This window comes from Microcoleus sp. A003_D6 (genome assembly GCF_036702825.1).
Taxonomy (GTDB): Bacteria; Cyanobacteriota; Cyanobacteriia; order Cyanobacteriales; family Microcoleaceae; genus Microcoleus.
Genome location: NZ_JAUBWA010000057.1, coordinates 3848 through 25445, shown reverse-complemented (window position 1 = coordinate 25445; position 21598 = coordinate 3848). Strand labels below are relative to the sequence as shown.

Below are 21598 nucleotides of genomic sequence, written 5' to 3'. Positions count from 1 at the left end.
ATTGATGATTGCTGACTATAATGACTGCCGGCTATCGATTTTGTCAATAGACAGCCTGTCAAACTTATTAACAAGTCTTGCTACCAACTACCAACTACCAATTACCAATTACCAATTACCAATTACCAATTACCCATTTTGAATGCCGATCGCTAAAATCCCCAAAATTTTATCCACCTGATTCAAAAAATACTCCAATAAATCTATTTGAACTAATTGCCCCTCCAGCGTTAAAAACTTCCAAATTTCTCCCGTTGTCACAACCCCGTAAATCCTCGATACCTGATTTCCCTCCCGTTCGTTAAACAGTTTAGCTGCATACATTTCCGCAGCGCACTGACCAAACCCAGCATTAATATTTTCCTTTTTAGCCTCAACGATTAAAATCGCCGGCGCGCTAACAATCAGCAGTTCGGGCGATCGGCTGATGAGAAAATCGCAACTGCCGTTTAATCCTAAGTCGCTGTCAACCGTAAAATCTACTCCCGAAAACAAACTAATGCGATCGGGAAACAGTCTGGTAAGTTCCAGCAAAATCGGCGCAATAATCATTTCAGAGCGAGATTTTTCCGTATTGCTCGCCAGAGCAAAAGGAACGTTATAAGCTAAAGTTTCTGTTAAATAATTGCTGCATTCTAAAGCAGGTACGGCCGAAAACAAATCTTGTCTGGGCGAAATCGTTAAATTTAAAGATTTTTTGATGCTTGCCAAACTAAAATCGCTGTAAGCCATACATTTTACCCTTGATTTTTTGCTTTCTGACCAATGCTTTCGCAGGACTACAAAGGGGTAGGTTTATTTGTTTTTTGAGTGGGGGCTGGTTTTATAGATTGTGGGTTTTCGGCAATTATTGTTTGTGAAACCCGCCCCTACAGACTAATAACTAATGACTAATGACTGATGACTGATGACTAATGACTAATGACTAATGACTGATGACTGATGACTGATGACTGATGACTAATGACTGATGACTGATGACTACTGACTACTGACTACTGACTAATGACTACTGACTACTGACTACTGACTACTGTCAACTGTCAACTGTCAACTGTCAACTGACAACTGACTACTTTTGTTCTGGATGCGCCGCCGCCGGCGTTGCTGCACCCATTTGATTGATCAGAGCAATTAGCTGATAAAGCCGCCCCGAAGCCCGCTGGTTAAAATGCAAAACTAGGCGCGGTAAATCAAAAGTTTCATCTCCGGCTTCGACCGGGAAAGCTTTACTTTTTTCAATTTTACCCTCTACCAAAATATCGCTGAACTCAGTATTTAACCGATCGACATTTTCATCAGAAAGTTCAGACTTCAAGCGAATTACCAGTTTTCCTTCCACGTAGCGGCAGGAGTGATAAACTAGATAAAAACTAGCGATCGCCTCGCAAGCCACCTCCACATCATCAGTAATCGTATACAGGCTGCGATCGTCCGCTGAAATCAAACCCCGCCCCCGCAATTGTTTTTGCACAAAAGTATTCCAATCGTGCCAATAATCTCCTCCCGGTCGATCGATCAATACCAGAGGAGCCGGCCCGAACTTGCCAGTTTGAGTCAAAGTCAGACACTCAAAAGCCTCGTCCAGAGTGCCGAAACCGCCCGGAAACAGAGCCAAAGCATCGCTTTCCCGCAGAAAAAATAACTTCCGGGTGAAAAAATATTTAAAATTGAGCATCTTGCGATCGCCCGCAATAAAAGGATTAGAACCCTGCTCGAAAGGTAACTGAATATTCAGCCCAAAAGAACGTTCAGCAGTCGCCCCCTCGTTCCCCGCTTGCATGATTCCGCCGCCCCCGCCAGTAATCACCATAAATCCCTGCTGGGCGATCGCCCGTGCAAAGTCTCTGGCGATCGAATATTCCGCAGAGTTCGGCGACACCCTCGCCGAACCAAAAATCACAATTTTGCGAACGTGGCGGTAAGGATAAAACATGGAGAAAGCTTTTTCCATATCTCGCAGTGACGCCGAAATAATCTTCCAGTCAAGGCGATCGAGATCGTCTCCGGTCATTTGAACTATAGTAGAGAGCGATCGTTCGATCCACTCAGAGTGCTTCAACATTGGGAAGCGATCGAACAAATCCATCACTTCAGCTTGGAGGGACTCAAAACCTTGACCAGACCCAGAACGAATCATGAATTTTTCCGAAACGGTAACAAATTGTCGCTGCTAAAAATTAAGGGGCAAGCCAAACTTAGAAGCCAATAGCCACCAGCAAATTGCCCTGCTGGCAACTAATAACTTTTCCAGTAGCTTTGCCCCGGTTCTGAAGCGAGTTAGCTTTCGCGGCCCAAAAAGAACAGCGCCAAACCGCTCGCAGTTGGGTTAAATGTACTTTTCCAGAGTGTTTGCCAGAGTAGTTTTCGGAACAGCCCCAACCACCATATCCACCCGTTGACCGCCCTTAAATATCATCAGCGTCGGAATGCTGCGGATACCGTATTGGCTGGCCACCTGAGGATTCTCGTCGGTATTAACTTTTACTACCTTGACCTGCCCTTCATATTGCTGGGCAATTTCGTCTACGACGGGCGCCACCATCCGACAGGGCCCGCACCAGGGAGCCCAAAAATCCACTAGAACTGGAACTTCGCTATCGATCACTTCCTGCTTAAAGGAAGAGTCGGTTACTTGCGCGGCTGTTGACATCCCTAGCCATCCTTGTAAATACTATTTCTCGGATAACAAGTCTAGCAAAAAATGTAACCACTTGCGTCAACGATTTTAAGAGAAGGAAGTTCGGCAACAGATGTTGTAACGGATTTAACGAATTTAACGAATTTAACGGATCGAGGTTGAGGGCGCAAGACCGAGGGCACAGGGCGATCGGGTAGAACGCAGAATTAGAAATACTTTTAGCTCAAAACTTAAAACTATTCCCCCCTCACTCCCCCGCCACTCTCCCCGACAATCGGGAGCTAACAGCCTCAGCTCTGTACCTGGTAGACCTCTTGCAAAAATAGCTGGGACGGGCTCTCCGGCCCATCCCACAAAAAGTTTTTTCTATTGTGGGATGGGCCGGAGAGCCCGTCCGAAAATTTGCTTAAAAGGACTTTTGCAAGAAGTCTAGTAAATAAAACCGAAGGTTTGGGTAAAAAAGGAACCGCCCGAACAGTAGTCCGGGCGGAGTGTGGTGTGAGGAGTGAACGGAAACATGCGTCTCCGCTTCTTATATTGTGACACCTACTTCTCGATAATTCCACAAGATTCTGTAAATTTCGAGACGATCGCACAAATTTTGTCAAGGTACGCTGGTATTCGATCGGTAAATCTACTTACCCATGCCCAACTGCTGAGCTTTTTGATAGACTTTACCCTCAGTCAGCAGAGAAGGAGCAATCACCACTTCCACTTGCTGCATCTCCTTAAGATCCTTTGCGCCGAGGGTGCCCATGCTAGTTTTCAGAGCTCCGAGCAAGTTGTGCGTACCGTCATCTAGGAGGGCCGGCCCCCGCAAAATTTGCTCCACAGTACCCGTAGTCCCCACGCGAATGCGAGTGCCTCGCGGCAAAACCGGGCTGGGAGTCGCCATCCCCCAGTGAAAGCCGCGACCGGGAGCTTCGGCGGCCCTGGCAAAAGGCGAACCAATCATCACTCCATCCGCGCCGCAGGCAATGCACTTGCAGATATCGCCGCCGGTAATTAAACCGCCGTCAGCAATCACCGACACGTATTTGCCAGTTTCGCGATAGTAGTCGTCCCGCGCGGCGGCGCAGTCTGCTACCGCTGTGGCTTGGGGAACGCCGACACCCAGTACGCCCCGAGACGTGCAAGCAGCCCCCGGCCCAATGCCCACGAGAATGCCTGCGGCGCCAGTTTTCATTAAATTCAGGGCGACTTCGTAGGTCACGCAGTTGCCCAAAATTACTGGTATCGGCATCTCTTGACAGAATTGGGTCAAATCTAAAGATGCGATCGACTCAGGGGAAAGAAAAGCTGTCGAGACTACAGTTGCTTGCACAAAAAATATATCGGCTCCCGATTCAGCAACCGCCCGGCCGTATTTGCTCGCGCCGGCCGGTGTACCGCTGACGGCGGCAATCCCTCCTCCTGCTTTAATTTCTTTAATTCTGAGCTCGATTAATTCTGGCTTGATGGGTTCGGCATAAAGTTCCTGCATCAGGGAAACAAATTCGTGGTTCCCCACACTCGCGATGCGCTCTAATATTGGCTGGGGGTCGGCATAGCGGGTTTGAATTCCTTCTAGGTTCAGCACCCCCATTGCTCCCAATTCCGACAGCAAAACGGCCATGCGGACATCGACTACTCCATCCATTGCGCTGGCGATAATCGGGATTTCTCGATCGATCCCGCCAATCTGCCAGCTAGTATCCGCCAAACTCGGATCGAGGGTGCGCTGTCCGGGTACGAGCGCGATTTCATCTATGCCGTAAGCTCTGCGAGCGCTTTTGCCCCGCCCAATTTCAATATTCACGCTGTTTCACTTCCACAATGTATTTAAATTAGACTAACAAAAAGTTTAGTCGGTCTGCGGGTAGCGATCGCACAACCGTGTTTAAAAAAAGTTCAGCACTGATTCTGATTGCGTTCTGATTATATGAAATCCAAGGGGGTACTTTTCCTCAGCAACGGCCACGGGGAAGACGCGATTAACTGTCAAATTCTCAAAGCTTTGAAAGCATCTTCCTCGGATGTCGCGGAGGCTGCGATGCCCATTGTCGGTGACGGGGCTGCTTACGCGCGATCGACTGTACCAATTATTGGGCCCACCAGTCAAATGCCGTCTGGGGGAGTTTTTTACATGAATCCCCTGTTTTTGCTCAAAGATATTGGGGCCGGGCTAGTTCGTTTGACTTGGCAGCAATTGCAGGCTGTTTGGACGCATTCGCGCCATTGCGATTTAGTTGTAGCAACCGGAGATATTGTCGCGGCGGCGATCGCCCGATCGACCTCGCGCCCCTATATAATTTTTCTGTCAGCTCATTCTAGTTATTACGAAGGGCAAGTCAATTTGGGTTTTATCTTGAACTATTTGCTTTCCTCCGACCAATGTCTGGCTGTTTTTACTAGGGATGCTGTGACTGCTGCTGACTTAAACCGACAGGGTTTAAAGAAAGCTCAGTTTGTCTGCAATCCCATCATGGACAACCTCAATTCTACTGGCAAAGATTTGCAGTTAATACCCGGAGTTCGGACGATCGCTCTTCTCCCCGGTTCTCGCCTCCCGGAAGCCACCGACAACCTCGTTTTGCTGCTGGAATTGGTGAAAGAAATTGCTGCTACTTCTACTGTACCGGTGCAGTTTCGGGCTGCTTTAGTTCCGATTTTGATGCTCGAATTAGATGATATCGCGGTGCGAGCTGGGTGGCAAGTGCGATCGGGCAAACTCATTTTTTCAGGAATCAAGCAGCACGGTAGCTCCACAGCAGCGACAGTAGAAGTGATTTGCTATTCTGATGCTTTCGCCGATATTTTGCAGCAGTCCAGCTTAGTAATTGGGATGACAGGAACTGCTGTCGAACAAGCTGTGGGCTTGGGAAAACCTGTAATTACCATTCCCGGTAACGGCCCGTCATTTACCTATCGGTTTGCGGAGGCTCAAAACCGGCTTTTAGGTGATTCAGTGCAGGTTATTGGCAGATATCCGGCAAATTCCGATCTTATTAAGGAAGCTGCTTTAGCAGTCGATAGAACATTGCAAGACGAGCGCTATCTGGAAAATTGCCTAAAAAATGGCTTAGAAAGAATGGGGCAAGCTGGTGGCAGCATCAAGATTGCTAATTTCGCGGCAAACTATCTTTGTTATTGATTGTGGTAGGGTGCGTCAGGTTTGAAATTTTAAATCTGCACGGAAAGTCTAATTCTGACGCACCATTTATTCCGGGCGTGCGTCAGTATGAGATTGTTGATTTGTCCGCAAAATAATTGTGGCTGACGCACCCTAAGCTATTACGCATTTAAAATAGTATTGTAGGGTGCGTCAGCCCTTTCTCGTTTCCCTTGTAAGCAAGTGTTCTAGCTGACGCACCCTACAGGCCTCGTTAGTGGTTTAAATGCGTAACAGCTTACTTCTATTTCAAGAGTTCAGAAACCGTTTTAAATCCGTAACCTTTGGACAGCAAAATCTTGACAATTGTCTCCGTTGCTGCTACGGTTTTCGAGCGATCGCCCCCGCCGTCGTGCATCACCACAATCGAACCCGATCGCACATTATCAATCACCCGATTAGCGATATCTTCCGCCGTATGTGTTTTTTCATAATCTTGCGAATCCACATCCCACATAATCAGTTTTTTGTGCATTTGGGACACCAAATAAGACAAAACTAAAAATCTCCGACCCCAAGGCGGCCGAAAACTGATACTATCTTGTTTAACCCCAACTTCCTGCAAAAGTTTGTCCGTTTTTTCAATTTCCGACAACAAATACTCGCGGGGTTTAAACATCATATCCTTGTGGGAGTAGGAATGGTTGGCCAACTCATTTCCCCTCGCAATAATCATCCGCACAATTTCTGGATGTTTCTCAATATTGCGGCCGATTTCAAAAAAAGTTGCTTTAACTCCGTAGCGGTCTAAAATATCTAAAAGCTGATTTGTATAGGGAGGATAGGGGCCGTCGTCGTAGGTAAGCGCCACAACTTTCTGTTCAGTATCAGCGCGGTTGACACCGAAATAATTGTGAAAGTTAGTAACATTAATTAACAGTGTCGCTGCGAAAAATAACGCTACGGTGAAAAGCAGAAACTTTTGTAAATTTTTACCTATTCGCATAGTTGCACGCACTCGATCTAGAATGAAATTGGAGCGATCGGGACTTACGCACAAAACCAAAGAAACCAGTTTTTTTGCCGTTGATGCGGACTTTAACGCATCTTCTCAGAAAAAAACCCGGTTTCTGACTACCCATGCGTAAGTCCTATCGATGTCAGATTATAGCACGATCGGGGGCAGATTAGTCTTGACATCCTCCTGAAGAAAAATGTTAGACTCGTAGAGGATATTATACCAATTTAATGTGAATTTGCACATATCTCGATCCCCCTCGCATCCCCCTAAATAAGGGGAGTAGGGGTTGACTTTGAGAAGAATCTTGTCCCCCCCCTTATTAAGGGTGGTTAGGCAGGGTGGATTAATTGTCAGGGGGGAATGTATGATAGAAGAGGCAATCAAGTCTGCCCTGGATGGGTAGATTATAATTATGGAGTGCATCAGAAATGAATTTAATTGAAGCAATTAAGGCCGTTCCAGACATCGACATCCGAGAGGGATTAGACATGAACTTTGGCTGATACTAACAATAATTTTGTTGGGTAGTTGCACCGGATATTGGGGGTATAAGCCCTTGGTAGAATTTACCAAAAATCATCGAAAGACCCTCATAAAATTATTCAGCCTACCAACCAATGTTCGATTCCCATCAGACTCAACATTTAGAAATATAATTCAATCATTAGATTTTGAGATATTAGCCGTTCTTTTTAATGTGTGGTCTCAAGAGGCTTTGTCAATAGACGAAGGAGAATTGATGGCAATGGACGGAAAAGGCATTAAAAGTACCTTAACAGGTGGCAACAGCTCTTACCAAAATTTTGTCAGTATGGTTTCCGTTTATAGTCATCATCATGGATGGGTGGTTCGACATCAAGTTATGGAAAATAAACAGAAAAGTGAAGTCGAAGTCGTACAGGAGCTAGTTCAAGAACTCTCCGGCAATAAAGTAGTAATTACCCTCGATGCACTACATGGTCAAAAAAAACGCTAGCCTTAATTATTAATTGTGGCAATGACTATATAGTTACGCTCAAAAAGAATCAATTAAATCTGTTTAAAGCGGCTAAAAAATTAGTGAGTTCTGCCGTGGCGACTGACGAACATGAAGTCTCTGAATCGGTACATGGGCGAACCACAACTCGCCACACCAAGATTTATCCAATTCCACCTGAATTATTACCCCTTTGGGCTGGTCCAAAACACATAATTGTGGTCAGGAGATATGGAACCAGATGGGAGGGGAAAAAAAGTCGTCGTCATCTGGTTAATTTCGATGAAATACACTATTATTTAAGTAGTCTGGATTGGTCAGCGAGTCAATTTGCCGAGGCTATTCGTGGTCACTGGTTGATTGAGAATCGACTGCATTGGGTTAAAGATGTGACGTTAAACGAGGATAACGATATTCGTCGCGGCGGCAACGCACCTGCCAATTGGGCAATGGGCGTGACAATTTTTAGTGTCATTGGCTCGAATGAAAGGTACTCATACTTTTCCAGAAGCTTTAAGATTAATGGCTAATCAAATAGAAGATTTGAGTGAGTTACTTTTTGATTTATCTAGTCAAGATAAACCTGTTAAATCCTTCGCATAATGTCCTCCAATAGCCTTCATAGCCTTGATTTGGCTTCTCGACAATTAATCCACCCTGCTAGCCCCCCCTTGCTAAGGGGGGGAACAAGAATACTGTTGCATTCTTTTTTAAATTTGGTATAACAGAGGTGATGAGTACGATCGCGCGTTTGAAGAGAAATGTATCGAAATAGAAACGCGATCGCAGCTTTATTTTTTCTACCCTCCGATAACTCCCCACCTACAGAGTGTTTCCCAACTACGCTTTAACTATCAGAGTAATGTTGTCAAGTCCCACGACGCGAACCACGTCACCGGGTTTCAAAGTTATTTTTCGATCGCACTTAGCGGGCCACCAACTGCTTTGGAAGCGGACGAGACCGCATTTATTAGGTCGAATTTCTTCTTCGACAATCGCTTTTTCCAAATAGCTGACAGTCATCATTCTTGGCTCCTCATAAAATAAAATCGTAACGTTGAGATGGGATCGACTGATAGTTATAGTCCCTAACCGCTGAATTTTTAACTAAGGTTCAACAATTAGAGTAATGTTTTCAATTCCGACTACTTCAACCAAGTCACCGGGTTTAAAAGTGATATCTAGATCGCACTTCGCCGGCCACCAACTATTTTGGAAACGAACGCGACCGCACTCATTAGGTCGAATTTCTTCATCCACGATCGCTTTTTGGGAATTGTCAAAATTCATGATTGCTTGCTCCTGATTGTAGATTGGTCTTAACTTTCAGAATTGATGAGAAACGACGCTGCAACGATCAAAGTAATATTGTCAATTCCCACGACGCGAACCACTTCACCGGGTTCAAAAGTCATGTCTCGCTCGCACTTCGCCGGCCACCAACTATTTTGGAAACGAACGCGACCGGGCTCATTAAATCGAATTTCTTCATCGACGATCGCTGTTTCAACATCGTTAATAGACATAGCTGCTTGCTCCTGAATATAAACTCGACTCATCGGCGTGTAAGTTAGAAGCTTGTCTGTCAACTTCCCCTCCACACTCAACAGTATCCCCGGCCAACCTCGGGCGTGTCAGTCGGTAAAAGTCTATACAAGTCCACTGTTTGAGCGTGTAAGCGAGTAGGAAAAAGTCTGTTAAAGTTGTGTCAGATGGGTAACGCTAAACCTGGTGACTAAATGGAAGCCGATCGCGCACTGGATTTTACTAATTCGTTACTTGTGGCTCGAAACCTGAAAACTCTCGACAACCTTGACAGCGCTATCTTTCGCGAAGCATGGATGGGAGTGCAAGGCAGGACGTACCAACAGGTTGCAGATAGTGAAGGGTATGGAGTAGGGACTGTTAAGGATGCTGCCTCTAATTTGTGGAAGCGGCTTTCAGCGCTGTTTGGAGAAGGCGAAAAAATTAAAAGAGACAACCTTCAAGCTGTTGTAGAACGGTATTGGCGCAGCTACTCGACACTAGAACCGCAGTCGGGACAAACTGTTCCGGCCCAAGTGCCTAACAACCCCGATGCGGAATTGGAGATCGAAAACCCGAACTTTTTGGGCAGGGAAGCGGCAATCGCCGATCTCAATACTCTCGTCAATCAAGGTGCAAAAGTCATTGTCATCCAGAGTGCCGGCGGTATGGGCAAAACGACTTTGGCCAGACAGTATCTCAAATCTCAAGGGTTCGATCGGGTAATTGAACTGTTGATGGCAAAAGAGACAGAGAATATCACAGCTTTGGAAAGCGCGATCGAAGAATGGCTGAAGCAAGACTTTCAGGAAGAACCCGGGCCTGACTTTGGCGTCACCTTGGGGCGGCTGAAGCGGCAGCTTCAGACTCACAAAGTCGGCGTATTGATTGACAATTTGGAAGCCGCACTCGACGGACAAGGTAAGTTTATTGAACCGCACCGGCTTTACGTGGAACTGTTGCGAGTTTTGGCTGACGCGGCGGTGCAGTCGGTAACTCTGATTACCAGTCGCGATCGGCTGTGCGATTCAGATGTCACCGTCGAACACTACCTGCTTCCTGGATTGGAAGTTGAAGTTTGGCGGCAGTTTTTTAGCGCTCGCAATATCAATATAGATGATGTCGCCCTCAAGGAAATGCACAAAGTTTACGGCGGCAATGCTAAAGCAATGGGCATTATTTGCGGCACGATTCGAGAAGATTTTGACGGAGATATGGCGGCCTACTGGCTCGAAAACAGCGAAGATCCGCTCCTTGAAACTGACTTAAAAAATTTAGTTACCAGTCAATTTAACCGCCTGCAAGAACTCGATGCCGAAGCCTATCAACTCCTCTGTCGCTTGGGCTGTTACCGCTATCAAGACGTGCCGACAGTCCCTACTGACGGACTTTTGTGTTTGCTGTGGGATGTGCCCGAAGCCGGACGGCGACAAATCATTAAATCGCTGTTGCACCGATCGCTAGTCGAGTCTCAGAAGGGCGAATACTGGCTGCATCCAGCAATTCGGGAAGAAGCGGTCGATCGGCTCTCGTCCGGAGACTGGGAGACTGCAAACCGCAAAGCAGCCGAGTTCTGGACAGAGAGTGTTGAAAATATTGAAACTGTAGAAGATGCGCTGAAAGCTTTTGAAGCTTACTATCATTATGTGGCAATTAGCTGTTTCGAGCAGGCCGCGAGCGTCATCCTCAAAAAAATCAATATCCAGTTTGCCAAAGATTACAAGCTCGGTCGAGCGCTCTACAAATTAGGTTTCTTGCAGCCAATAATTTCTGCAACTACTCGCATCGTCAACAATGTGACTTCTGATTATTATTTGAGCGGCTTATACAGTGTTTTAGGTATTTGTTACCGGATTTTAGGAGAAATAAATCAAGCCGTAGAATGTCACAAAATATCAGAAATAAAAGCAACTAAATCTTTGCAAATTATAGCGAAAAGCAGCGAGCCGGAAAACGGAAAACAAGCTAATCTGGAATTTTGGAAAATTAACGCTGCTATTAATATAGGTTTTTGTCAAATAGAAATGGGGGAATTAGAATCAGCGATGGAGATATTTGTCAAGCTGAAAAATTCGCGGGACGAAATCGGGATTAACAGCTATTCGATCGATGTCGGCTTAGCTTTCCTCAACTCCTGTGTCGGAGCCAAAAAAGAGGCGGAGGATCTCGCCGAAAAACTTTATGCCGATCGGGAAAACAGTCATTTGGTGGGTACGGGATACAAGTTAGTTTTTCTCGCCGCCACCTATCAAAACCTGGGAGAGACAGAGAAAGCTTTGAGCTTGTACCGCCAAGCGATCGCCCAAACCGACCAAAACCAGTACACCACCATCAAAGCCAAAGCTCTCAGCGGTATCGCCGCGCTGTACCGAGAACGGGGAGAATTTGACCGAGCTATGCAGCACCATGCAGAAGCAATAGACATACTCGATCGAGCCAGCGCTAAATTAGACCGAGCCGAAGCTTGTTATCAACTAGCACTGACAGAACAAAAACTTGGTGACATCGAGAAAACACAAGAAAATTTTGACCGCGCCCTTCAATTTTTTAGCGAAATGGACGCCAGTAAACAAGTAGAAAAAGTACAGTTGGCAGCAACAAAAAAAACCAAAAAAAACCTAATTAATCAAGCAATAAATGATAAAGTAGATACAATAAACTAAAGCACAACCATAAATTTTGTTGAGATGAAACTAAAACGATTGGGACACGTAGCCGTCTGCGTGCAAGACATAGAGAAATCTGCCCAGTTCTACTTAAACTTGGGCATGGAGTTAGTCTGGAAAGATGCAGACTGGGCTTATTTGAAAGCAGGAGAGGACGGATTGGCGCTGTTGAGTCCGAGTTACGACCAAGCAGGGCCGCATTTTGGGTTTGTATTTGACGATCGTACCGAAATGGAATCTGCCTACCAACAGCTCAAAGCCGAAGGTGTTTCCGTCACCCACATTCACGAACACCGCGACGGTACAGCATCATTTTACGGTAGAGACCCCGACGGTAACGGTTTTGAATACCTTTACGAACCAGCCTGACGATGATTGGGACTTGCGGAGCGCGATCGGGCTAAATCCAGCTAAGGTGCGCCACAAGCACCCGCGCGTCGAGATTGCTGCTTGTGGCGCACCCTCCAGATTAGTGCGCCCGCGCACCCTAGCCCGTTGCTGACGGCCCGGAACCTCCGTACAACTCGCCGAATAAAGTGGCATACTGACACCAAATCTCCTACAGTACGGTGCAGGCTCTGAATCCGAACTATATCCACAACTTCCGAAAATTGGCTCGATAATCTAAAATCTAAAATCTAAAATCTAAAATCCTCATGTTGCAGAGAATACAAGTCAGAAACCGCTGGAAATTCATCATCAAACCCTGGGAAGAAGCAGACCCTTGGCTGTTTGTCGCTTGCATCGGCCTCACCATCTTCGGCGGAATCATGATCCACAGCGTGGAAATTAACCAGGGACTTATCGACTGGTGGCGGCACTGGGTAACTGGCGGAGTCGGTTTGTTCCTCGCCATCATCATTTCCCGCTGCCGCTACCAAATACTGATTGAGTGGAAATGGCCGATTTACATATTAATCAATTTTTCGCTGATCGCAGTGCGCTTTATCGGTACTACAGGGCTCGGTGCCCAGCGGTGGATCAATATCGGCGGCTTCTACCTGCAACCGTCAGAATTTGCCAAAGTAGGGATGATTGTCACTTTAGCAGCTCTCCTGCACGACAAGACTGTCCCCACGGTGAGGGATATGTTGAGGATGCTGGCGATTATGGCCGTACCCTGGGGATTGATATTTGCCGAACCAAATTTAGGTACTTCGCTGGTGTTTGGCGCGATCACAATGGGGATGTTTTACTGGGGTAATGTCAATCCCGGCTGGCTGATATTGCTGTTTTCTCCTCTATTCTCAGTTCTCCTCAACAACCTGTCTACACCGATTTGGATAGCCTGGGTAGTTATTGCGGGTATTATCGCTTGGCGATCGCTACCTTGGCCTTGGTTGGGGACTTTCGCTACTGTCCTGGTGAATGTGGTGTCGGGACACGTCGGACATCTTTTTTGGGGTGTTCTGAAGGATTATCAAAAAATGCGCTTGACGGGCTTTTTAAACCCCGAGAAAGACCCTTTAGGCAGCGGATATCACTTGATTCAATCTCGGATTGCTATTGGGGCCGGGGAACTCAAAGGCAGGGGTTTGTTTCAGGGAACGCAAACTCAGCTTAACTTTATTCCCGAACAGCATACAGACTTTATTTTTTCAGCTATTGGCGAAGAATTGGGCTTTATTGGCTGCATTTGCGTTCTGGTGACGTTCTGGATAATTTGTTTCCGCTTGGTGACGATCGCTCAAACTGCTAACGATGATTTTGGTTCTTTGCTGGCGATCGGCGTACTGTCAATGTTGATTTTTCAGGTGTTCGTAAATATTGGGATGAACATTGGCTTGGCTCCGGTTACGGGGATTCCGCTGCCTTTCCTGAGTTACGGGAATGCGTCGCTGCTGAGTAATTTTCTCGGGCTGGGACTGGTGGAGTCGGTGGCGAACCAGCGACAGCGCAAGAAGCGTTGGAATTAGGCAATTTGCAATTGGTAATTGCTAATTGGTAATTGGTAATTCACGACTCACCCGTAACCTTTATATGTAGGGTGCGCAATAATTCGCACCTTACCCTATAACTAGCGTGTAAAATCACTTTTGCGTCCAGCACTGTAATGGGAAATTCGAGCCATCTCATGTCCTGTAAAATAACCCTAATAGGGTTATTTTACAGGAATAGATATGAGCCGATTACTCGTTCATATTCTTGTAAGTAGCAACAGCAGAAGGCGAACTCCGGTTTAAATAGCGGAATATCCAATACTTAAATACCGTATCCAAGATAACTGGAAACGTCGCAATGAACAAAAATATGAACTGCCTATTTTCTGGCAGTCCCAAATGCCTCGATAAACCTTCGAGAATTATTTCCCAACCGTGAGGCGAGTGGAATCCGACAAACACATCCGTAAATAAAATAATTACGAAAGCCTTAGCACTGTCGCTGAGGCCGTAAATCACATCATCCATAAAAGACTTTAAAATTTCAATTTCTTTTTTGTTAGTGACGATAATGGCGGCAAAGGCCATGCAGGAAATCAAATCGGCAAAAATATTTTTAATGGCTCCACCACTTTCAGTGCGGTATTCCTCCGCTATCTCAACTGCTTTCTCAGCAATCTTCTTTTCCGTTTCCTCTGAAGAAATCGACGGAACCCTGCCAATTAACGTTTCAAATTTGAGGTGTTGCTCAAATCTCTCCAGTTCTTTAAATGCTTCTTCTTCCAGGTCAAGATTTATGAAGACGGGAGCATTTTGCTTGACTCTAAAATGGTCAACTACTGGCCCGACTAGAAAGTTTTTGGAAATTTGATTTGTCAACAGCGGAACTAAAATCAAAAGCAAAATAAATCTCAGAGAAATGACTGTTTTTACTTTGGAATTGCGAAAATTCCTAACTACTTCTTTTTCCGCTTCCGGGTTTAACTCTTTAGTGATCCGATTCAAAGTTCCCAAAAGCGATCTGGGTAATAAATTGACCTCTTCAGAGTTAAGGTCAACCTCGCCAGCCTGAGTTAGATTAGAATTAGCTGAACCTTTATTTTCGTGAGGTTGAAAGCTGCTATTTGTAGATTTCACCTGCCCATTTACCGCACTGACAACTGGAACAATCGCAGTCGATCTACTATTATTAATATACTTGTCGATGACTCCATCAATAAACTCTAGCTTCTCGAATACAAGGGATGCTCGCTCTTTATTGTCGAAACCTAATCCGTGCTGATCGCCCGCGCTTTGTCCCGCCTTCGGTTTTGCTCCCACCCGCTCTGGCAGTTCCAAAAAAGAACGGCTAGCATTAAACTCAACCATTCTGGTTTGGATGACCTTGAGGTATTTTTGCAGTTCGGATTTAAAGTAAGACAGGGTGCTATGTCCGTAATCTCCCGATCGACTGGAGATTCCTTGGCCGCCAAAATGCTCGTCTTCGATCGCCTTAATTGCTAACGCAGCATCGTAAGCCTGTTCTAGAGCCCTGTCAGGCGTTTCTCGATACCATTGGTTAGCGCTGTAAAGATATTTTACAATCCTGTGCCACAGAGAAGTATTCATAGCTAAAGCTGGTTAGTTGGCTGTAGACATTAGTGACTAAAGTATTCACGGTATGGTAACAAATTTACATAAATTGGGAACCGCCCGCGAGGATTCAATTTGGATTTTCGGAGCCGCCCGCAGCGGCAAAACCGCTCGTTTAGTCGAGCAGTTCTGCATTTGGAGCAAAACTGTCAAGCCTGTGCCCGCAACAGTTTCAGGGTTCCGGGGTTCCGGGCGGCGGCGGGCGGGACAAACTGCCCCAGCAATTTTAGTCTTAGCAGCCAACGGGGACAACCGACTGGAATTTGCCGATCGCATCGCCGTAGCTACCCAAGGAAAGTATGCCTTTCACTCGACAACACCCTTTGGCTTTTTTGAACAGGAAGTATTGCTATTTTGGCCGCTGCTAGTTCAGTCGCTGAATTTGAGGGCTCAATTTCCCCTGCGGCTGCAACCTGAAACAGAACTGGAACTTGCCGCGAGACTGTGGCGTCGCGAACTAGATGAAGGCATTTTGCAACAAACAGGGGTAAGTCCCAACCGAATGGTGCGTCGAACTCTAGACTTATTACAACTTGCTGCTGTCAGCGGTACGCCGAGAGAAGAAATTCCCAGCATTCTGGAACAGCGATTTTCTCTCTCAGGCGGCTCTAACAACCTGTGGACTAGCATGGGAGACTTGCTCTCAAGGTGGCGGGAATGGTGTTTGACGCGGGGGTTCCTGACTTACGGGATTGTTTGCGAACTCTACTGGCGCTATTTGTTGCCGGATGCCACTTACCAGCAGCATTTGGCTTCTAGATACCAAGCTGTCATTGCAGACGATGTGGACGATTATCCGGCTATCAGCGGTCATTTGTTCGATCGAATGCTATCACAAGGCGCAATGGGGGCGTTCTCCTACAATCGGGATGGAGGAGTGCGTTTGGGCTTGGGGGCTGATACGGAATACCTGGGCCGACTCCAAAGCCGCTGTCGCTTCGTGGAAAACTTGGACGCAAAAGCGGGTTTAGCCCCAGAGATTGGGGAGTTGGCGGTAAGTTTAGCAGTTAATTCTGAGGGTTTTTATCCTTTAGGCTTGAGTTTGCCCGGATCGGTTCGATCGCTCCAAACCACTTCCCGCGCTCAACTGCTGCGAGAAACCGCCGAAATCATCGTGGATGCGGTGAAGTCACAAGCAGTAGAGCCGCAGGAAATCGCCGTAATTGCTCCCGGGATGGATGCGATCGCCCGTTACAGTTTAACGGAAATTCTGGCGCGAGATGGCATCGCCGCCGTATCCCTCAACGATCAGCGTCCCCTATCGACTACCCCAGAGATTCGAGCTTTGCTGACTCTGCTCGCGTTAGTTTATCCGGGACTCGGCCGTTTAGTCGATCGAGACGCAGCAGCCGAAATGCTGGTAGTATTGGGCAGCCAGAAACACCGGGAAGTGGAAACAGAAGACCCCAACCCCACTTTCAATCTCAAATCTCAAATCCAAAATCTCAAGTCGATCGACCCGGTGAGAGCAGGTTTAATCGCCGATCACTGTTTTTGCCCAGATATCGATCGACCTCAATTGCTGCCAATTACAGCCTTTCCCCGGTGGGACAGACTGGGACACCGAGCCGCCGGTGCCTACGAGCAGATTGTGGAGTGGATCGAACAACAGCGGTCGCAACAGCAGGAGCGGCTGTTGCCGAGTCCAATTGCCCTGCTCGATCGAGCGATCCAGAAATTTCTCATGAACGACAGATACCTGCCGTACGATCGGCTAGCAGCCCTGCGCGAGTTAATGGAAACCGCCGCCCACTACTGGGAAATCCACGGGCGAATGCAGCGAGTAGAACCCACAAACGGCAGCGACTCAGAAACGATCGCCCGGTTCATCCAGTTGTTGCGCCAAGGAACCGTCACCGCCAACCCGTTTCCAGTCCGTCCAGAAGGCCCAGCAGCCCGAGCCGTCACCCTCGCCAACATCTTTCAGTACCGCAGCAGCCGCCGCGCCCACAAATGGCATTTTTGGCTGGATGCCGGCTCATCCCTATGGCTGAGCGGCGGTGCGGCTACTTTGTTTGGCGCTCCGTTATTTTTGCGATCGCAACTGGAGCATCCCTGGGAAACCGAAGACGAAACGGCTGCCGACCAACAGCGGCTGCGGCGAATTCTGGTAGATTTGTTAAGTCGCTGTTCCGAGCTTTACCTTTGCCACAGCGAACTAGCCGTCAACGGACAAGAGCAAACCGGGCCCCTTCTGCCTTTAATTAACAGCTCTGTTTCTTCTCAGCACTCAGCATAAGGCAAATGGCCGGAGGAAATAAAAATTATGAATGCAGAGATTTTCATTTTTCCCCCTCTGGATAGATACGCAGTGCTGAAGGAGAAGCCCGACTTCTAGCATTGAACGGAGCCAGAGGTTTCGATCCAAATGCGGCGATATTAAAGTGTACCCAAAGCAGGCATCAAAACGTGCAATCATTAATATTTTGAGATCGAAAGATGCTCGGCTTAAAAAATATTCATAGCCGTTGCAATTTTGATTGAGTATGCTAGAAATGAGCGGGATTATTAATCAATTTTAAGCCATATTTGTGGCGGCAAACTGATACTAATCAGTTTTTAAAGTTAATCTGGATCGTCGTTTAAAGGAGCCAAAAGAATGCCCAGTGCAGTACCAGCAGGATTTCTCGGAAGTGGGCCGATATTCAACCTCGGGGGTGACGAAACGATCGGGCCAACTCCTGTGACAGAGCCAACTCCGACGCCAACTCCGGCGCCAACTCCAACTCCAACTCCGACGCCAACTCCGACTCCGACGCCAACTCCGACTCCGGCGCCAACTCCGACTCCCTCGGGAGACGACACATTTGGCGGCATAGACGACACATTGGGTGGAGGCACCACGCCCGCAATCATCGGCGGCGTGATCCGCGGCACAGATATCAACGACTCTTTAGTTGGCAGTCCCGGCCCCGACGTGATTTCCGGGCTGCAAGGCAACGACAACCTGCAAGGAGCCGACGGCGACGATTTAGTATTTGGCAACGACGATGACGACGTGCTGTTCGGCGGGCCCGGCAACGACGTTCTCGATGGCGGTTCAGGACTCGATACCCTGTACGGAGGTAAAGACAACGACTCCCTCGACGGGGGAAATAACCCCGACCTGTTGTATGGCAATGACGGCAACGACACGGTAATCGGAGGCGAAGGGAGAGACACGGCTTACGGTGGCAAAGGCAGCGACAGCTTGCGCGGGGGATCTGGCGACGATAGCTTCTTGGGCGATCGAGGCGACGACATCCTGTGGGGCGACCAAGGTAACGACTCGCTCTTCGGCGGCGACGGCGAAGACTTGCTATTTGGCAACGAAGGAGGCGACTGGCTCTACGGCAACGCCGGCGGGGACACAATTTTTGCCGGCGACGGCGACGACATCGTTTTCGGCGGTGACGGCGACGACATCGTGGACGCCGGTGCTGGCAACGACGTTATTTGGGGCGAAGCAGGCAAAGACGTAGTGGCAGGAGGCGAAGGCAGAGATGTCTTCGTCATCGGTGCCTTCAGTTCCCCCAGCGGCAGCAGCAACGGCACAAACCCGGCATTTCTCACCACAGGTGGCCCCGATATCGCCGATGCCGACATTTTCACCGACTTTCGCCAAGGCGAAGATTCGATCGGGCTCAGCGGCGACCTCAAATTTGAAGATTTGGTAATCTTCCAAAGCACCGACAACACAGCCGGCAGCACCATTATTCGCAACGGCGTCAGCGGCGACTTTTTAGCAGTATTGCCCGGAGTAGACAGCAGAACCCTGGGGCGCAGCTCATTTGTAATTGCCCCCACAGTTCCCGGCAGCGCTACCCCTCTCCCCCTGCCGACGCCAAGTCCGACACCGACGCCGACAGCAAGTCCGACGCCGACGCCGACAGCAAGTCCGACACCGACGCCGACAGACAGTCCGACACCGACGCCGACAGACAGTCCGACGCCGACGCCGAGTCCGACGCCGACGTTCCCGACACCGACAGCAAGTCCGACGCCGACGCCGACAGCAAGTCCGACACCGACACCGACAGCAAGTCCGACGCCGACGCCGTTCCCCAATCAGCCTCCAACAGCAGTTAACGACAACTTCACCACGGTTTCGGGTCAAACACTTAGTCTCAACGTCCTGTTCAACGACACCGACCCCGACAGGAACCCTCTGACTGTCACGACTTTTACTCCAACAGCCAAGGGAAGCCTGATTCCCGTGGGCGGCGGCGTATTCCAATACACCCCGAATCTGGGCTTTGCGGGTACTGACAGCTTCAGCTACTCGATCTCAGACGGCAACGGCGGCACAAGTCAGGCAGTAGCAACCATCAACGTCAGCAGCCCGCCGCAGCTAGTAATTAACGACGGTGTGGTGGTTGCCAAAAGTGTTCCTACCCAGACAATCACCGCAGCCGATTTGTTAGTCACAGATCCCGATAACACTCCGTCGGAAATTGTTTACACGATTACCAAAGCCCCCGACGCCAACAGAGGCTTTGTCCAAAGGGGAACCACCTTCCTCAACGTCGGTAGCAAATTCACCCAAGACGACATCAACAACAACATCATCAAATACAATCTGCTAGCGACAGGCAGCAGCGACAGTTTCACGTTTACAGCCTCTGACGGGTCTGCCACTATCGGGCCGGCATCCTTCAGCATCACGGTGGTAGATAATATTGTCGATCGCAGCGCACTCCCGGCCAGCACCTTTACAGGCAGCAACCTCAGCGACTTCATCATCGGCGGGGCCGGCAACGATACCCTCTCTGGGGGCGACGGCAACGACATCATCGACGGTAGAGGCGGCGACGACCTCGAATTCGGCGAAGCAGGCAACGACTCGGTGCTGGGTTCTGAAGGCAACGACACCATTGACGGCGGACTGGGCAACGACACCATCGACGGCGAAGACGGCATAGACTCGCTAATCGGCGGACTGGGCAACGACCTAATGTTCGGCGGCAATGACAATGACATCCTGTCGGGCGGCGACAACGGCGATACCATTGACGGCGGCACAGGCAATGACTCGATATTGGGAGAATCCGGCGACGACTCGATACTGGGAGGAACCGGGATCGACACCTTATTGGGCGGCATTGGCGACGACTCTCTCGACGGCGGTGCAGGCGACGACATTCTCGACGGCAGCATCGGCAGAGACTTGCTCGACGGCGGTATCAATAACGATTCTCTCTCCGGCGGCGACAGCGAAGACACGATTTTGGGTTCTGAAGGCAACGACACGGCACTCGGAGGTGCGGGCAACGACTACATTTTGGGCGAGGGCGGCAGCGACTCTCTGTTGGGCGAAGCGGGCGACGACACTCTCGACGGCGGTGCCGGCAGCGACTGTCTCAGCGGCGCCTTCGGCAACGACTTGGTTTTGGGCGGCGATGACAACGACTCGCTTTCCGGCGGTGCGGGCAATGACATTTTGGGCGGCGGAAACGGTTCTGACTTGCTCACGGGCGATGATGGCAATGATTTCTTCTACTACGAAACTCCGAGCGAAGGCGTGGACGTGATTGCTGACTTTAACGCTAGCGGCACCGGTACCGACAGATTCTTGTTCAGGTCGTCAAATTTCGCCGGTTTAACCAACTCGGGAACTACTAACGATTTCACCAGTTTTATCGTCAGGAATATCGGCAGCGGCGGCGACAATATCAGCAAGCAAGAAGTCATTTTGTTTGAATCTAAATTTGACAACGCTCAAGCAGTAAATGCAGTGTTGAAAAATCAAAACGGTTCGAGCCAAACGGGAGCTTTCTTCGTGTACCTGAACAATACTTTTAACAAGTATGTTCTCGGGTTTGACCCGAATGTGGCAGATGACAGTCTCCCAGCTTTCGATTTGGCAGTGTTGAATTCTATTCCTACAGTGCCGGGAGCTCTGAGCACGGTGATTACTGCATCTGACTTTAAGTTTATTTAGTAGTTTTTGAGTAGCGTCGCAAGGAGTCGGAACAATGCCCAGTGCAGTACCAGCAGGTTTTCTTGAAGGATCTCCGCCCTTCCTGTTTCTGAATGAGAACGGCAATATTACGGATGTTATCGGCACGGTGCCGTCGCCTGCGCCGTCGCCGGGGACTTCGACGACGATGACGGGGACTTCGACGACGATGACGGGGACTTCGACGACGATGACGGGGACTTCGACGACGATGACGGGGACTTCGACG

Annotated in this window: 16 protein-coding genes and 1 pseudogene; 8 read left to right on the top strand and 9 right to left on the bottom strand. The window is 48.6% G+C overall.

Going from position 1 to position 21598, the window contains the following annotated elements:
• Positions 1-129 precede the first annotated feature (129 nt).
• From QUB70_RS17030 to QUB70_RS17015, 4 genes are all read right to left on the bottom strand, one after another.
• Positions 130-732, bottom strand: coding sequence for a hypothetical protein (locus QUB70_RS17030; RefSeq protein ID WP_332982118.1), 603 nt, complete (start codon positions 730-732; stop codon positions 130-132).
• A 340-nt stretch (positions 733-1072) separates the two neighbouring features.
• A complete protein-coding gene (locus QUB70_RS17025) occupies positions 1073-2140 on the bottom strand; it encodes an LOG family protein (RefSeq protein ID WP_332982116.1) in 1068 nt (355 codons plus the stop codon).
• Positions 2141-2329: 189 nt separating this feature from the next.
• A complete protein-coding gene (gene trxA, locus QUB70_RS17020; protein WP_332982114.1) occupies positions 2330-2653 on the bottom strand; it encodes a thioredoxin in 324 nt (107 codons plus the stop codon).
• Between the two features lie 622 nt (positions 2654-3275).
• Positions 3276-4439 (bottom strand): GuaB3 family IMP dehydrogenase-related protein, encoded by a 1164-nt coding sequence (locus QUB70_RS17015; protein WP_332982113.1) that lies wholly within the window; start codon positions 4437-4439, stop codon positions 3276-3278.
• A gap of 123 nt (positions 4440-4562) precedes the next feature.
• On the opposite strand from QUB70_RS17015, the gene QUB70_RS17010 reads away from it, so the two are divergent.
• Positions 4563-5774 carry a lipid-A-disaccharide synthase-related protein gene (locus QUB70_RS17010; protein WP_332982111.1) on the top strand — a complete coding sequence of 404 codons (1212 nt, stop codon included), beginning with the start codon at positions 4563-4565 and terminating at the stop codon, positions 5772-5774.
• Between the two features lie 262 nt (positions 5775-6036).
• On the opposite strand, the gene QUB70_RS17005 is transcribed toward QUB70_RS17010, so the two are convergent.
• Positions 6037-6738 carry a polysaccharide deacetylase family protein gene (locus QUB70_RS17005; RefSeq protein ID WP_332982110.1) on the bottom strand — a complete coding sequence of 234 codons (702 nt, stop codon included), beginning with the start codon at positions 6736-6738 and terminating at the stop codon, positions 6037-6039.
• 490 nt (positions 6739-7228) lie between these two features.
• Here QUB70_RS17005 and QUB70_RS32725 point away from each other — a divergent pair.
• Positions 7229-8259: pseudogene (locus tag QUB70_RS32725) on the top strand (ISAs1 family transposase); the annotation flags it as partial.
• 310 nt (positions 8260-8569) lie between these two features.
• Here QUB70_RS32725 and QUB70_RS16990 read toward each other — a convergent pair.
• From QUB70_RS16990 to QUB70_RS16980, 3 genes are all read right to left on the bottom strand, one after another.
• Complete coding sequence (locus QUB70_RS16990; RefSeq protein ID WP_332982109.1) at positions 8570-8755, bottom strand: NfeD family protein; 186 nt, start codon at positions 8753-8755, stop codon at positions 8570-8572.
• Positions 8756-8836: 81 nt separating this feature from the next.
• Positions 8837-9019, bottom strand: a complete 183-nt coding sequence (locus QUB70_RS16985; RefSeq protein WP_332982107.1) for an NfeD family protein — start codon at positions 9017-9019, stop codon at positions 8837-8839.
• Positions 9020-9048: 29 nt separating this feature from the next.
• Positions 9049-9318 carry an NfeD family protein gene (locus tag QUB70_RS16980; RefSeq protein ID WP_332982106.1) on the bottom strand — a complete coding sequence of 90 codons (270 nt, stop codon included), beginning with the start codon at positions 9316-9318 and terminating at the stop codon, positions 9049-9051.
• Between the two features lie 150 nt (positions 9319-9468).
• Between QUB70_RS16980 and QUB70_RS16975 the strand changes: the two genes are divergently transcribed.
• From QUB70_RS16975 to rodA, 3 genes are all read left to right on the top strand, one after another.
• Positions 9469-11916, top strand: a complete 2448-nt coding sequence (locus QUB70_RS16975) for a tetratricopeptide repeat protein (RefSeq protein ID WP_332982104.1) — start codon at positions 9469-9471, stop codon at positions 11914-11916.
• A gap of 24 nt (positions 11917-11940) precedes the next feature.
• The gene (locus QUB70_RS16970) at positions 11941-12288 is read left to right on the top strand and encodes a VOC family protein (protein ID WP_332982103.1); all 348 of its coding nucleotides are present in this window, start codon (positions 11941-11943) and stop codon (positions 12286-12288) included.
• A 287-nt stretch (positions 12289-12575) separates the two neighbouring features.
• Positions 12576-13835 (top strand): rod shape-determining protein RodA, encoded by a 1260-nt coding sequence (rodA, locus tag QUB70_RS16965; protein ID WP_332982101.1) that lies wholly within the window; start codon positions 12576-12578, stop codon positions 13833-13835.
• Positions 13836-14048: 213 nt separating this feature from the next.
• On the opposite strand, the gene QUB70_RS16960 is transcribed toward rodA, so the two are convergent.
• Positions 14049-15407: a proton extrusion protein PcxA gene (locus QUB70_RS16960; RefSeq protein ID WP_332982098.1), complete on the bottom strand. Its 1359-nt coding sequence runs from the start codon at positions 15405-15407 to the stop codon at positions 14049-14051.
• 52 nt (positions 15408-15459) lie between these two features.
• Here QUB70_RS16960 and QUB70_RS16955 point away from each other — a divergent pair, with 52 nt between their 5' ends.
• The 3 genes from QUB70_RS16955 to QUB70_RS16945 form a co-directional block, all read left to right on the top strand.
• Positions 15460-17670: a recombinase family protein gene (locus QUB70_RS16955; protein WP_332982097.1), complete on the top strand. Its 2211-nt coding sequence runs from the start codon at positions 15460-15462 to the stop codon at positions 17668-17670.
• A gap of 360 nt (positions 17671-18030) precedes the next feature.
• The gene (locus QUB70_RS16950; protein ID WP_332982095.1) at positions 18031-21351 is read left to right on the top strand and encodes an Ig-like domain-containing protein; all 3321 of its coding nucleotides are present in this window, start codon (positions 18031-18033) and stop codon (positions 21349-21351) included.
• A gap of 34 nt (positions 21352-21385) precedes the next feature.
• Positions 21386-21598 (top strand): hypothetical protein (locus QUB70_RS16945; RefSeq protein WP_332982094.1); only part of this gene is annotated, 213 nt, incomplete at its 3' end.